Source organism: Allobosea sp. P2_A10 (assembly GCF_056405115.1).
Map to the genome: position 1 here is coordinate 233,264 of NZ_JBFUCS010000002.1, position 12,885 is coordinate 246,148.

The window sequence follows — 12,885 nt, forward strand, 5'->3', positions numbered from 1 at the left end:
ACATGACAATCCGCAATGGCGTCATCGAGGCCATCGGCAATACGCCGCTGATCAAGCTGAAGCGCGCCTCGCAGGAAACCGGCTGCACGATCCTGGGCAAGGCGGAGTTCATGAATCCCGGCCAGTCGGTCAAGGACCGCGCCGCGCTCGCCATCATCCGCGATGCGCAGGCGCGCGGAACGCTGCGGCCCGGTGGCGTCATCGTCGAGGGAACGGCCGGCAATACCGGCATCGGCATCGCGCTCGTCGGCAATGCGCTGGGCTATCGCAGCGTGATCGTGATCCCGGAGACGCAGAGCCAGGAGAAAAAGGACATGCTGCGGCTGGCCGGCGCGACGCTAGTCGAGGTGCCGGCCGCGCCCTACTCCAACCCCAATAATTTCGTGCGCGTGTCAGGCCGGCTCGCCGAGGAACTGGCGAAGAGCGAACCGAACGGTGCGGTCTGGGCCAACCAGTTCGACAACATCGCCAACCGGCAGGGCCATATCGAGACGACCGGCCCGGAAATCTGGCATCAGACCGACGGCAAGGTCGACGGCTTCATCTGCGCGGTCGGCTCGGGCGGCACGCTGGCCGGCGTCGGCATCGCCCTGAAGGGCTTCAACCCGGCGATCCGGATCGGCCTCGCCGACCCGATGGGCGCGGCGCTGCATTCCTTCTTCACCACCGGCGAACTGAAATCCGAGGGCTCCTCGATCACCGAGGGCATCGGACAGGGGCGGATCACCAAGAACATCGAAGGCGCGCCGATCGACGTCTCCTTCCAGATCCCCGATTCAGAGGCGATCCCGATCGTCTTCGACCTGCTGGAGCATGAGGGGCTATGCTTGGGCGGCTCGTCGGGCATCAACGTCGCAGGCGCGATCAGGCTGGCCCGAGACATGGGGCCTGGCCACACCATCGTGACGATCCTGTGCGACTACGGCACGCGCTACCAGTCGCGGCTCTTCAACCCCGAGTTCCTGCGAAGCAAGGGCCTGCCGGTGCCGGGCTGGCTGGAGCGCGGCGACGCCGGGCTGAAGCAGATGATGGCGCGGGTGCTGCGCTGAAAGCAGAAAAGGCGGAGCGCCGGAGCGCTCCGCCTCTCGCGTGAACGGCCGCCTGCAGACTACTGGATGGCCTTGATGCTCGAGAAGATCGAGTCGAGCGCTTTGCCGTGTTTTTCGCGCTCCTCGTCATTGCCCCAGACGGTGAGCATGATCATGCGGTTCTTGCCGCCCGGCAGCATGATGAAATCGACCGTGGTCGGGCCGTTGGCGTCGCTCGTCTTGAACTGGAAGATGGTCGCCGGGATGCCGTTCAGCGGGGCCTCGGCCTTGACCGGCTCGACCTTCTTGATCTTGTTCTCCTTCATCCATGTCTCGTTGTTGGCCAGCATCGCGTCGACATTCTTGGCGCTGGCGAACTCGACGAAGAACATCACGTCCTTGCCGGGTGATTCTGCGGAGTAGCCGTAGGCGATCTCCTGCATCTTCCAGTTGTCGGGCACCGTGAGGACCACGGCGGGGTCCTTGTCGGGAACAGCGAGGTTGCGGGCATGGGCGGAGGTCGCAAGCAGGCCCATCAGGGCCACTGCGGCAAGGAGTTTCCTCATGATTTTTTTATCCGTTGCGGCTTTCGGCCCAATGCCTGGAAAGCGTCGGAAGGCTCTCGCATTTTCGGCTATTAATCAATGAGATAGCAAAAACGGATTAATTTCGAGCAATAATGCCTATCGCCGGATGCGGGCTTTCGGGCGATGCTCGTATGCCGATCCCCAAGGGCCTTCCGCCGCAAGAGACCTGTCGATGCTGAACCCCGAATCGCCGCTGTCAAAGCTGCTCGACGGACCGCTGCGGCCGGGGCGCGTGGCATGGATCGGCCTGCGCCCGGCGCGACGGCAACCGATGCAGGCCGTTGACGACGCCCGGCTCGATCCCAAGGAGGGTCTGGTCGGCGACCGCTATGCCAGCCGGACGGACGGCGCGCGGCAGGTGACGCTGATCGGCGCCGAACATCTCCTCGCCATTGCCGCCTATCTCGGTGTCGACGCGGTTTCGCCTGAGCAGATGCGCCGCAACATCGTCGTCGCCGGCCTCAACCTGCTGGCGCTGAAGGGCCGGCGCTTCCGCCTCGGCGAGGTACTGCTGGAGACGACCGGCGAATGCCATCCCTGCTCGCGCATGGAAGAGACGCTCGGCCCCGGCGGCTACAACGCCGTGCGCGGCCATGGCGGGATCACGGCGCGGGTCATCGGGGGCGGAGTGGTGCGGCTCGGTGATGACGTTGTTCGGGAAACGCCATGACCTACCCTCGTCAAAGCTGGGAGAAACCCGCAGCCGTCAGCATCACGGTTCCGTTCGGGCCGTCCTCGAACCAGCCCAACGAGACGCCGTGCTTGTAACCGTCGGCGACATCCGTCGTCTGCCAGCCGTTCATCGCGGCGATGGAGAGCAGGTTTCCCGCTGCCAAAGGCTCGCCCGGCTCGGTGTCGAAATGCTTGAAGACATCGAGCACCAGCCTGGCCTTCTCCGCGTCAGTTGATGGCATGGCAGCGGCCTCGTTGAACACTCGCGGAGTATAACGCCATCGTGCCGGAGCCGACACAAGCCTCGTCAGACGCGCCCAGCTCATTTTAACGGCCAGACCAGCAGGATCATCGGCACGGCTACCACCAGTACGATCAGCGAGAGGGGCGCGCCCAGCCTCGGATAATCGCCGAACCTGTAGCCACCCGGCCCCATCACCAGCGTGTTGCACTGGTGGCCGATCGGGGTGAGGAAGTCGCAGGCTGCGCCCAGCGCGACCGCCATCAGGAAGGCGTCGGGATTGTAGCCGAGTTTTGCGGCGAAGCCCGCGCCTATCGGCGCCATCACCAGGACCGTCGCGGCGTTGTTGAGAAAGGGCGTCACCGCCATCGCCGCCGCCAGGATCAGCGCGACCGAGGCCCAGCCCGGCAGCCCCGCGCCAATTTGCGCCAGCCAGCCGGCGAAGAGGTCCGTCGCGCCGGTGGCGCGCAGGGAATCGCTGACCGGGATCAGCGCCGCCAGCATCAGCAGGATCGGCGCGTCGATGCTCTGATAGGCCTCGCGCAGCGGCACGCAGCGCAGCGCGATCAGCAGAACGGCGGCCGAGAAGAAGACCAGCGGCACGGGCGCGAGCCCCGCCGCGAGCGCGACCACCGCCGCGAGCACGATCGACACCGTCACCAGCGCCCTGCGGGTCGAGCCGAGCGCCACCACCCGGTCGGCCAGCGGCAGCAGGCCGAGCTCCATCAGCTTTTCCGGCAGCAGTTTCTCGTCGCCCTGGATCACGACGATGTCGCCGGCGCGCAGCCGGATATCGCGCAGGCGCTGCGAGAATTTCTCGCCCGAGCGGCTGATCGCGATCATGTTGACGCCGAAGCGGGCATGCAGGCCCATATCGCCGGCCGATTGGCCGATCAGCACGGAATCGGGGCCGATGATCGCCTCGCTGACGAGATCGGGATCGAGCGCGTCGGCCTTCTCGGTCGGCCGGTCCTTGCCGGCGAGATCGAGCCCGCCTTCGGCGACGACGCGTTCGAGCACGCCGGCGTCGCCGCGCAGCAGCAAGGTGTCGCCGGGCCGCAGAACGGCGTCCGGCAAAGGCGTCCGCAGCCGGCGCTTGTCGCGCAGGATCGCGACGATCTCGACCTCGCCACCGCCCAGCGCCTTGAGATCGGCGACCGTCTTGCCGGCGAGCGCCGATTTCTCGCGGAGCGCGGCTTCCGTGACATAGTCCTTGATCTCGATCGCCTGGTCGAGCGAGACCGCGCCGCGCCGGTCCTTGGGCAGCAGTCGGTAGCCGATGGCGAGAAAGGCGCAGCCGGCGAGCGCGATGACGATGCCGACCGGCGTGAAATCGAACATCGTGAAGGGCTGGCCGCCAAGTTCGGCCCTGACGCGCGCGACGATGACGTTGGGCGAGGTCCCGACCAGCGTGACGACGCCGCCGAGCAGCGAGGCGAAGGCCATCGGCATCAGGAAGACCGAGGGTGATTTCCCGCCCTTGCGGGCAAGCTGGTAGGCGATCGGCAGCATCATCGCCAGCGCGCCGATGTTCTTGATGATCGCCGACATCACCGCGACGATGACGACCAGCAGCGCGACCTGGACCTGCGTCGAGGCGCGCTCGGGCGCGAGCCGGCCGAGCAGGCGCTCGATCACACGCGAACGGGCCACCGCCGCACTCAGCACCAGCGCGCTGCCGACGATGATGACGATGTCGTCGGAGAAGCCCTTGAAGGCCTCCCTGGCCGGGACGATGCCGACCGCGACGCCCGCGAGCAGCGCCAGCATGGCGACGATGTCGTAGCGCAGCCGGCCCCAGAGGAAGGCCGCCATCATCGCGGCGACAAGCGAGATGGAAAGGATCTGGGGCGTGGTCATCGGCTGCGCTTATCCATGTCCCGCGCCGCGGGAAGCCGCGCCGATGTCCAGAGCCGTTCCGCGTTTCCCGGAATCGCGGAACGGCTCCAGCTCGTTGTTTCGTCGCATTTTCTTCACGCGGACCGGCGTCCACTTCGCTCGAAAATGCTCTAAAGCCATTTCTTCCAGCGGAAGAAGAGATAGGGCAGCACGGCGAAGAGGATCATCAGCCCGATCGCCATCGGATAGCCCCACTGCCATTCCAACTCCGGCATCGCCTTGAAGTTCATGCCGTAGATCGAGGCGATCAGCGTCGGCGGCATAAGCGCGACCGAGACGACGGAGAACAGCTTGATGATCTTGTTCTGCTCGATCGAGACCAGGCCGAGCGTCGCGTCCATCATGAATTGCAGCTTGTTGGAGAGGAAGGTCGCGTGCTGCTCGATCGCCTGCACATCGCGCACGGAGGAGCGCCATTCGGCGGCGAAGCCCGATTGCGCCTTCTTGGGACGGGCGTAGTTGGCCGACAGGAAGAGCAGCACGCGCTCGACCGAGACCATGCTCTCGCGGACATTCGAGATGATGTGCTCGTACTGTCCTATCTTCTGGATCACCGCCTGATAGGCGCTGCCCTGCTCGACGTCCTGCCCCCGCCCCGAAAAGATGCGCCGGGACGCCTCGTCGATCTGGTCGCCGACGCCGCGCAGCACTTCCGCCGCGCGGTCGACGATCGCTTCGATCAGCCCGTCCAGGACGGCCTCGGGCTGGGTGCCACAGCCGCCGGGCTTGGTCGCGCGGTTGAGGAAGATCTGAAAGGCGCCGGGCTCGTCATAGCGGACCGTGACCAGCGCCTTCTCGGTCAGGATGAAGGTGACGTCGGCGAGGCGAGGCACGATCGTATCGGACTGGCAGATGATCCGCGCGGTCATGTAGTGCGCGCCGTTCTCGGTGTAGATGATCTCGGACGGTTCGAGATCGTGCATTTCCTCGCGCGTCGGAATCGATATGCCGAGATGCTTCTCGACCTTGGCGTCTTCGGCCGCGGTCGGGTTGAGCAGGTCGATCCAGACCGAACCGGGCGGAAAGTCCTCGTCGGTCGTGATCGTCCGGTGCAGCAGCTTGTCGCTGGTGTCGGGGCAGATGCCGTGGGTCAGGAGCATGCGGGCGACTCAATGGAGCGTGGCGGCGCAACGGCGCTTGTTGCGCCGCAGGAAGCCCAATCCTCCTGTGCTGTCAAACGGATGACGGCGATGCGCCGGCTGGCGGCGCGGTCAGTACGAAGCGCCCGGGTTGGCCGCCATCGCGATCGGTGAAGCCATAGGCGCGAGCGAGATCGGCGACATGGAGCACCTTCCCGGCATGGCGCGCGACCTCCGCGTCGGCCAGAAGCGCGGCGACCGCGCGGCCGGTATAGAGCGGCGTCTCCGTCGTCTCACCGGCCATGCCGGCGTCGGTGACACGCTCGGTCAGGACATGGCCGGGCGAGAGGCCGAGCGCGGTGACGCCGAAGGGCCTGAGTTCCTCGCCCATCGCCAGCGTCAGCCGGTTCATCGCCGCCTTGGCGAGGTCGTAGAAGACGTCGCCGAGATAGCCTGTTTGCGTATCGAAGCTCACCGTGACGATCAGGCCCTTGCGCATCTGGACCATCGCCGGGGCAACCGCCCGCGCCAGCAGCAGTTGCGCGTAGACGCCGCTTTCGAAGTTCTGGCCGAGGCGGGCCGCCGGACGGCGCCAGAACGGCGCGCCAAAGGCCGAGCCGTCGGGATAGCGCTCGCCGTCATAGCCCTCATTGCCGCCCCAGACCGCATCGACCACGCAATCGAGCCTGCCGAAGCGGCGCAGGCACCATGAGACGAGCGCGTCGACCTCGCGCTCGTTGACGTGGTCGCAGCGATAGGGGTGGCCCTTGCCGCCGGCGGCCTCGACCTCGCGCGCCGTATCCTCGAAGGTCTCGGCTCTCTGGTCGGTGCGTGGGCCGGCCTCGCTCGAACGCCCGGTGACCACCACGGTCGCGCCCGCTTCTCCGAGCGCTCTCGCGATTCCGCGCCCCAGGCCGCGCGACGCGCCGGCGACGAGGCAGATCTTGCCTGCCAGCGGGCGCGATGCGATCACGCCGCGAAGACCGCCGCCGCATCCGCGACCGCGCCGGCGCCTTCCGTCACCGCCAGCTCCAGCGCGGGGGCCTCGGTCGCGATGTGCTCGGCGAAGAAGCGGGTGGTGGCGAGATGGGCGAGCCCGCTATCCTCGCTACGCAACGCCAGCGCCTTTTTCGCGAGCCCGGCGCCGCCCTGCGCGAGCGCGAAGAGCTTAAGGTAGGGCGTCGCGCCGGCGAGCACCTCGCTTTGGCTCGCGCCCATCGTCGCCAGCATCCAGTCGGTGGCGCGCTCCAGCGAATCGACCGCGGCCTTGAGGCGGGCTGACGTATGACCGAAGCCCGGCGTATTGGCGCCCTCGACCTGCGCAACGACGCCGCGCATCTCGGAGATCAGCGCCTTGACTGCCTCGCCACCCGACAAGGGCAGCTTGCGCAGCACGAGGTCGATCGCCTGGATGCCGTTGGTGCCCTCATAGATCGTCAGGATTCGGGCGTCGCGCAGATGCTGGGCTGCGCCGGTTTCCTCGACGAAGCCCATGCCGCCATGGATCTGGACGCCGGTCGAGGCGACATCGATGCCGATATCGGTCGCATAGGCCTTGGCGACGGGGGTGAGCAGCGCAGCGCGCTCGGACGCAGCCTTGCGCCTGTCCGGGTTGGTCTCGCGATGGGCGCGGTCGAGGCCCTCCGCGACCATGAAGCAGATGGCGCGCGAGGCTTGCGTCTTGGCGCGCATGTCGATGAGCATGCGGCGCACATCCGGATGGACGACGATCGGGCTCATGGCGGAGCCCTTTGGCGCGTCGAGGGCCGAGCCCTGACGGCGCTCCTGCGCGAAAGCGAGCGCCTGCTGATAGGCCCGCTCGGCGATGGCGACGCCCTGCAGCGCGACATTGAGGCGGGCGTTGTTCATCATCGTGAACATGCAGGCGAGACCGCGATTTTCCTCGCCGATCAGCCAGCCGATGGCGCCGCCCCTGTCGCCATAAGCCATCGAGCAGGTCGGCGAGGCATGGATGCCGAGCTTGTGCTCGATGCCCGAGCAGCGCAGATCATTGTGCTCGCCGAGCGAACCATCGGCGTTGACCAGATATTTCGGCACCAGGAAGAGCGAGATGCCGCGCGTGCCGGCAGGCGCGTCGGGAAGGCGCGCCAGCACGAGATGGATAATGTTCTCGGTCATCCCATGCTCGCCATAGGTGATGAAGATCTTCTGGCCGGTGATGCGGTAGGTGCCGTCTCCGACCGGTTCTGCCTTGGCCCTGAGCGCGTTGAGATCAGAGCCAGCCTGCGGCTCGGTCAGGTTCATGGTGCCCATCCACTCGCCCGAGACGAGCTTGGCGAGATAGGTCTGCTTGAGATGGTCCGAGCCGTGAGCGTGCACGGCCTCGATCGCGCCGACCGTCAGCAGCGGGCCGAGCGCGAAGGCGAGCGAAGCGGAGTTCCACATCTCGGTGCAGGCCGATTGCAGCAGGTTCGGCAAGCCCTGCCCGCCGAATTCCTCGGGGCCCGGCAATGCGTTCCAGCCAGCCTGCGCCCAGGCAGTGTAGGCCTCCTTCCAGCCCGGCGGCGTGGTGACGACGCCGTCCTTCAGGGTCGATCCGTGCTTGTCTCCCACCTTGTTCAGCGGCGCGATCACGTCGGCGGCGAACTTCGCGGCTTCGTCGAGCACCGCCTCGGCCACGCCGCCTTCGAGTTCGGGCGCAAGCCCCTCGGCGATCAGCGCGTCGAGCCCCGCGACGTGGCGCATGGTGGCGATGATGTCCTCGACCGGGGCGCGATAGCTCATGGGTCTCTCCCTTGACGCCTTCGCATCATGCCGGAGCGGGCAGGCGAAGCGATGTTTTTGACGTTGCCGCGATGTTAGCGAGGAACTATCCCCGACGCCACGCAGGGCAAGCGCGACCTTCGTCCGCAGGGCGATGATCGTGGATGCACAGAATTAGTTTATATATGAACCATCTGAGGTCAATGTGCTTTCCACCCGTAGCACCCGGCGGCTCGACGACAGCGCGGCAGGCATCGCCGCTGCGGCCGATCTGCTGCGCGCGGGCGGCCTCGTCGCGCTGCCGACGGAGACGGTGTATGGGCTCGCGGCCGACGCCACCTCTGGCGCGGCCGTCGCGGGCATCTACGCCGCCAAGGAGCGGCCGAGCTTTAACCCGCTGATCTCGCATCTGCCCGACATCGCCGCCGCGCAGGCGCAAGGGCTGTTCGACGCCAATGCGCTGGCGCTGGCGCGCGCCTTCTGGCCGGGGCCGCTGACGCTGGTCGTGCCGGTGTCGACTGGCTGCACAATCTGCGATCTCGCCCGGGCGGGGCTGGATACCGTCGCGCTGCGCGTGCCAGCGCACCCCATCGCGCAGGCGGTGCTGCGTGCCGCCGGGCGACCTGTCGCCGCGCCGTCGGCCAATCGCTCGGGCCGGATCAGCGCGACCAGCGCGGAGCATGTGCTGGCCGATCTCGACGGCCGCATCGACGCTGTGCTTGACGGTGGGGCGACGCAGGTCGGGGTCGAATCGACCATCGTCGCCTGCCTGAACGGCGCGCCGCGGCTACTGCGTCCAGGCGGCATCGCCAGCGCCGCGATCGAGGCCGTGATCGGGCGGACGCTGGTGCTGGCCGGCGAAAGCGGGGTGGCCCCGATTTCGCCGGGCCTGCTCGCCTCGCATTACGCACCTGCGGCACGCGTCCGGCTCGATGCGGAGCGGCCGCAAGCCGGCGAGGCCTGGCTCGGCTTCGGGCCGGAACCCCGCAATATCGGCTTTGCGAAGGCATCGCTCAATCTCAGCCCGACCGGCGATCTGACTGAGGCCGCCGCCAACCTCTTCGGCCATCTGCGCCGGCTCGATGCGGCAGGCGCAGCCACGATCGCGGTTGCGCCGATCCCGATGCGGGGGCTTGGCGAGGCGATCAACGACAGGCTCGCGCGCGCCGCCGCGCCGCGCTGATCAGAGGCAAGCCGCAGCTTGCATATCTGCAAGATATCGGCTTGGTTCCGGCTTCACGCAGGGCCTTTCCGATGAACTCCCATCTCGCCTGGGACGATTTCCGCCTGATCAAGGCGATCGCCGATCATGACGGGCTGACCGGGGCCGCGGCCTCGCTCGGCGTCAATCATTCGACGGTGTTCCGGCGGCTTGGCCAGATGGAGGAGCAGCTCGGGCTGCCTTTGTTCGAGCGCCGCAAAACCGGCTACGTCGCCACCGTCGCCGGGGCCGAGATGGCGGCGCTCGCCGCCCGCATGGAGGAGGACGTCACCGCCTTCGGGCGACGCCTGGCCGGGCGCGACGTGGCGCCTTCCGGCGAGGTTCGCGTCACCACCACCGACACGCTCTATCTCAACCTGCTGCTGCCGATCTTCGCCGCCTTCCGGCTGGCGCACCCGCTGATCCGGCTCGACATCGTGATCGGCAACCAGACGCTGAACCTCTCCAAGCGCGACGCCGATGTCGCGATCCGCGCCAGCGATTCGCCCGGCGAGACGCTGGTCGGGCGGCGGCTGGCGACGCTGACCTGGGCGATCTATGGCCGCGCCGAGAACCCGCTGTCGGAGGCGGAGCAGGCCGACGCCTCCGCGCTGTTCCAGCGCAACTGGGTCACGCTCGGCGACCAGCTCGGCTATGTGAAGGCGGCGCGCTATGTCCGCGACCGCGTCGCGCCCGAGAAGATCGCGCTGCGCAGTTCAGCCGTGCTCGGCCTGACCGAGGCCGTCGAGCAGGGGCTCGGCATCGGCCCCCTGCCCTGTTTCATCGCCGACCAGCGCCCGGGCCTGATCCGGCTGATGCCGCCCGACCCGGACTTCTCGACCGGCGTCTGGATCCTGACCCATCCCGACATCCGCCACGCCCCACGCGTGCGGGCGTTCATGGAGTTCGTCGGCGCGGAGCTGGCGAAACGGCGCGGGCTGATCGAGGGTGCAGGGTAAAGCCTCACCCCACCTCCACCACGACCCGCCCCCTGACCTTGCCCTCGACGATCGCCTTGCCGGTCTCGATCACGCTCTCCAGCGGGATCGTCGTGGTCATGGTCGCGAGCTTGGCCCGGTCGAGATCGGTCGCAAGCCGCGCCCAGGCCTCCAGCCGGCGCGGCTTGGGACACATCACCGACTCGACGCCGAGCAAAGCGACGCCGCGCAGGATGAAGGGTGCGACCGAGGCCGGCAGGTCCATGCCCTGCGCCAAGCCGCAGGCGGCGATCGCACCACCATATTTCGTCATGGCGAGCAGGTTGGCGAGCGTGTGCGAACCGACCGCGTCGACGCCGGCGATCCAGCGCTCCTTGGCCAGCGGGCGGCCTGCTGCGGAGAGCTCGTTGCGGTCGATGATCTCGGCCGCGCCGAGGCCCTTGAGATAGGGCGCCTCTTCCGCACGGCCGGTCGAGGCGATGACGTGCCAGCCGGCCCTGGCGAGCAGCGCAATCGCAACCGAGCCGACGCCGCCGGCCGCGCCCGTCACCACGACCGGGCCATCAGTGGGCTTGAGGCCGTATTTCTCCAGCGCCAGCACGCAGAGCATCGCGGTGTAGCCGGCGGTGCCGATCGCCATGGCCTCGTCCGGGTTCATGCCGGCCGGCAGCGGCACCAGCCAGTCGCCCTTGACGCGGCTCTTTTGCGCATAGGCGCCCAGATGCGTCTCGCCCGTGCCCCAGCCATTGAGGATGACGAGGTCGCCCGGCCTGAAATCGGGATGGTCGGAGGTTTCGACGCGCCCGGCGAAGTCGATGCCGGGGATCATCGGCCAGCGCCGGATCACCGGGGCCTTGCCGGTCACGGCGAGCCCGTCCTTGTAGTTCACCGTCGAATGCGTGACGCGGACGGTAACGTCGCCTTCCATCAGGTCGCTCTCGGCGAAATCGGTGAAGGCGAGATTTGGGCCGGCTTCGCCCTTGGTCGCGACGAGGGCCTTGAAGGTCGACATGGGCGTTTTCTCCTGAAGCTTCGCTGCAGGAGATACGCAGGGCGACGCGCGGGGCAAGCCCTCGCGCCGTGCGTCTTTGGTCAGTTCCGGATCAGGCCGGCTGAGCGACCGGCCGCTCGACCGGCTTCTCGACGATCGGCAGGTTGATCAACGCGGAGGCAATGCCGAGCGCGACCGAGAGCCACCAGACGATCTGGTAGGAGCCCGTCGCCTCGTAGAGCACGCCGCCGAGCAGCACGCCGAGGAAGCCGCCGACCTGATGCGAGAAGAAGGCGAAGCCATAAAGCATCGCCATGTATTTCGTGCCGAACATCAGCATGACCAGCGAGGAGGTCGGCGGGATGGTCGAGAGCCAGAACAGGCCGATGACCGCGCCGAACGCCAGCGCTGTCGCCGGGCTCGGCGGCAGCAGGATGAAAGCCGCGATCGCGGCGGCACGCCCGAAATAGATCCAGGCCAGGAGATGGCGCTTGGGCATGCGCGTCGAGAGCCAGCCGGAGGCGAGCGAGCCCGCCGCATTGGCGAGGCCGATGATGGCGAGCGTCCAGCCGCCGACCCAGGCGGCCATGCCGACATCCTTGAGATAGGCCGGCATATGGGCGGTGATGAAGGCGAGCTGGAAGCCGCAGGTGAAGAAGCCGAGCACGAGCAGCACATAGGAGCGGTGCTGGAACGCTTCCGTCAGGGCCTGCTTGATCGACTGGCTTGGCACCTTGGCCGCGGCGGCTATCTGCGCGGCATCGGGCTTGCGGGTTGCGAGCATCAATGTGAACGGCATCACCAGCAGCACCGTGCCGGCGAAGACGACGAGCGCCTGATGCCAGCCGACCTGCTCGATCAGGATGTTGCCGATCGGCGGGAACAGGAACTGGCCGAAGGAGCCTGCCGCCGTGCCGGCGCCGAACGCCATCGGCCGCCAGCTTTCCGGCAGAATCTTGCTGAACGCCGCAAGCACGAGATTGAACGAGCAGGCCGAGAGGCCAAAGCCGATCAGCACGCCGGCGCTCAGATGCATGCCCAGCGGAGTCGTCGCCATGCTCATGCCGACGAGGCCCGCCGCATAGAGCACCGCGCCGAAGCAGAGCACGCGCACCGTGCCGAAACGATCGGCGACCGCTCCGGCGAAAGGCGCGCCGACGCCCCAGAGCAGATTCTGGATCGCGATGGCGAGGCTGAAGGTGTCGCGGCCCCAGCCAAACTCCGTGGTCATCGGGATCTGGAACAGGCCGGCGCTGGCGCGTGGACCAAAGGTGATCAGCGCGATCAGGCAGCCGGCGGCGACGATGATCTCGGGCGCGTAGCCGCGCGATGTCGAAGTGGTCATGGCAGTTCTCCGGCCGATGCGGCGGAAGCGGAACGTGTGGCTGCACGATACCGGCCCTTGCCGCAGCGCAACAGCGCCTTTTCGTTACGTAGCCCATCACAGCCGCGCATGGTCGCGCGGCTATCCGCCCGCCAGCGCCGAAAAACGCCTTCGCATTAACCGCAGCTCAACCCTACCGGG

12 protein-coding genes are annotated in these 12,885 nt (G+C 67.5%); 4 read left to right on the forward strand and 8 right to left on the reverse strand.

Annotated features, from left to right (window positions below; all coding sequences use genetic code 11):
- Positions 1 to 2: 2 nt before the first annotated feature.
- A complete protein-coding gene (locus AC1DZY_RS05210; RefSeq protein WP_476819013.1) occupies positions 3 to 1,049 on the forward strand; it encodes a cysteine synthase A in 1,047 nt (348 codons plus the stop codon).
- A gap of 59 nt (positions 1,050 to 1,108) precedes the next feature.
- On the opposite strand, the gene AC1DZY_RS05215 is transcribed toward AC1DZY_RS05210, so the two are convergent.
- Positions 1,109 to 1,594, reverse strand: coding sequence for a hypothetical protein (locus AC1DZY_RS05215; protein WP_476819014.1), 486 nt, complete (start codon positions 1,592 to 1,594; stop codon positions 1,109 to 1,111).
- Between the two features lie 193 nt (positions 1,595 to 1,787).
- Between AC1DZY_RS05215 and AC1DZY_RS05220 the strand changes: the two genes are divergently transcribed.
- On the forward strand, positions 1,788 to 2,285 hold the full coding sequence (locus AC1DZY_RS05220; protein WP_476819015.1) for an MOSC domain-containing protein: 498 nt from the start codon (positions 1,788 to 1,790) through the stop codon (positions 2,283 to 2,285).
- A gap of 10 nt (positions 2,286 to 2,295) precedes the next feature.
- On the opposite strand, the gene AC1DZY_RS05225 is transcribed toward AC1DZY_RS05220, so the two are convergent.
- From AC1DZY_RS05225 to AC1DZY_RS05245, 5 genes are all read right to left on the reverse strand, one after another.
- Complete coding sequence (locus AC1DZY_RS05225) at positions 2,296 to 2,529, reverse strand: hypothetical protein (protein WP_476819016.1); 234 nt, start codon at positions 2,527 to 2,529, stop codon at positions 2,296 to 2,298.
- Between the two features lie 80 nt (positions 2,530 to 2,609).
- Complete coding sequence (locus tag AC1DZY_RS05230; protein ID WP_476819017.1) at positions 2,610 to 4,388, reverse strand: SLC13 family permease; 1,779 nt, start codon at positions 4,386 to 4,388, stop codon at positions 2,610 to 2,612.
- Positions 4,389 to 4,537: 149 nt separating this feature from the next.
- Positions 4,538 to 5,527 (reverse strand): magnesium transporter CorA family protein, encoded by a 990-nt coding sequence (locus tag AC1DZY_RS05235; protein ID WP_476819018.1) that lies wholly within the window; start codon positions 5,525 to 5,527, stop codon positions 4,538 to 4,540.
- 73 nt (positions 5,528 to 5,600) lie between these two features.
- Positions 5,601 to 6,476, reverse strand: a complete 876-nt coding sequence (locus tag AC1DZY_RS05240; RefSeq protein WP_476819166.1) for an SDR family NAD(P)-dependent oxidoreductase — start codon at positions 6,474 to 6,476, stop codon at positions 5,601 to 5,603.
- Positions 6,476 to 8,251, reverse strand: a complete 1,776-nt coding sequence (locus tag AC1DZY_RS05245; RefSeq protein ID WP_476819019.1) for an acyl-CoA dehydrogenase — start codon at positions 8,249 to 8,251, stop codon at positions 6,476 to 6,478. Before AC1DZY_RS05245 ends, AC1DZY_RS05240 begins: the two co-directional genes overlap by 1 nt.
- Positions 8,252 to 8,435: 184 nt before the next feature.
- Between AC1DZY_RS05245 and AC1DZY_RS05250 the strand changes: the two genes are divergently transcribed.
- Together AC1DZY_RS05250 and AC1DZY_RS05255 are read left to right on the forward strand one after the other, a co-directional pair.
- Complete coding sequence (locus AC1DZY_RS05250; protein WP_476819020.1) at positions 8,436 to 9,413, forward strand: L-threonylcarbamoyladenylate synthase; 978 nt, start codon at positions 8,436 to 8,438, stop codon at positions 9,411 to 9,413.
- A 71-nt stretch (positions 9,414 to 9,484) separates the two neighbouring features.
- The gene (locus AC1DZY_RS05255; RefSeq protein ID WP_476819021.1) at positions 9,485 to 10,390 is read left to right on the forward strand and encodes a LysR family transcriptional regulator; all 906 of its coding nucleotides are present in this window, start codon (positions 9,485 to 9,487) and stop codon (positions 10,388 to 10,390) included.
- A gap of 4 nt (positions 10,391 to 10,394) precedes the next feature.
- On the opposite strand, the gene acuI is transcribed toward AC1DZY_RS05255, so the two are convergent.
- Both acuI and AC1DZY_RS05265 read right to left on the reverse strand, forming a co-directional pair.
- Complete coding sequence (gene acuI / locus AC1DZY_RS05260) at positions 10,395 to 11,381, reverse strand: acrylyl-CoA reductase (NADPH) (protein WP_476819022.1); 987 nt, start codon at positions 11,379 to 11,381, stop codon at positions 10,395 to 10,397.
- 91 nt (positions 11,382 to 11,472) lie between these two features.
- A complete protein-coding gene (locus AC1DZY_RS05265; RefSeq protein ID WP_476819023.1) occupies positions 11,473 to 12,705 on the reverse strand; it encodes an MFS transporter in 1,233 nt (410 codons plus the stop codon).
- Between the last annotated feature and the right edge of the window lie 180 nt (positions 12,706 to 12,885).

Coding starts and splice junctions, on each gene's coding strand:
- AC1DZY_RS05210 (WP_476819013.1), top strand. CDS start 3: ATGACAATCCGCAATGGCGTCATCGAGGCCATCGGCAATACGCCGCTG.
- AC1DZY_RS05215 (WP_476819014.1), bottom strand. CDS start 1,594: ATGAGGAAACTCCTTGCCGCAGTGGCCCTGATGGGCCTGCTTGCGACC.
- AC1DZY_RS05220 (WP_476819015.1), top strand. CDS start 1,788: ATGCTGAACCCCGAATCGCCGCTGTCAAAGCTGCTCGACGGACCGCTG.
- AC1DZY_RS05225 (WP_476819016.1), bottom strand. CDS start 2,529: ATGCCATCAACTGACGCGGAGAAGGCCAGGCTGGTGCTCGATGTCTTC.
- AC1DZY_RS05230 (WP_476819017.1), bottom strand. CDS start 4,388: ATGACCACGCCCCAGATCCTTTCCATCTCGCTTGTCGCCGCGATGATG.
- AC1DZY_RS05235 (WP_476819018.1), bottom strand. CDS start 5,527: ATGCTCCTGACCCACGGCATCTGCCCCGACACCAGCGACAAGCTGCTG.
- AC1DZY_RS05245 (WP_476819019.1), bottom strand. CDS start 8,251: ATGAGCTATCGCGCCCCGGTCGAGGACATCATCGCCACCATGCGCCAC.
- AC1DZY_RS05255 (WP_476819021.1), top strand. CDS start 9,485: ATGAACTCCCATCTCGCCTGGGACGATTTCCGCCTGATCAAGGCGATC.
- acuI (WP_476819022.1), bottom strand. CDS start 11,381: ATGTCGACCTTCAAGGCCCTCGTCGCGACCAAGGGCGAAGCCGGCCCA.
- AC1DZY_RS05265 (WP_476819023.1), bottom strand. CDS start 12,705: ATGACCACTTCGACATCGCGCGGCTACGCGCCCGAGATCATCGTCGCC.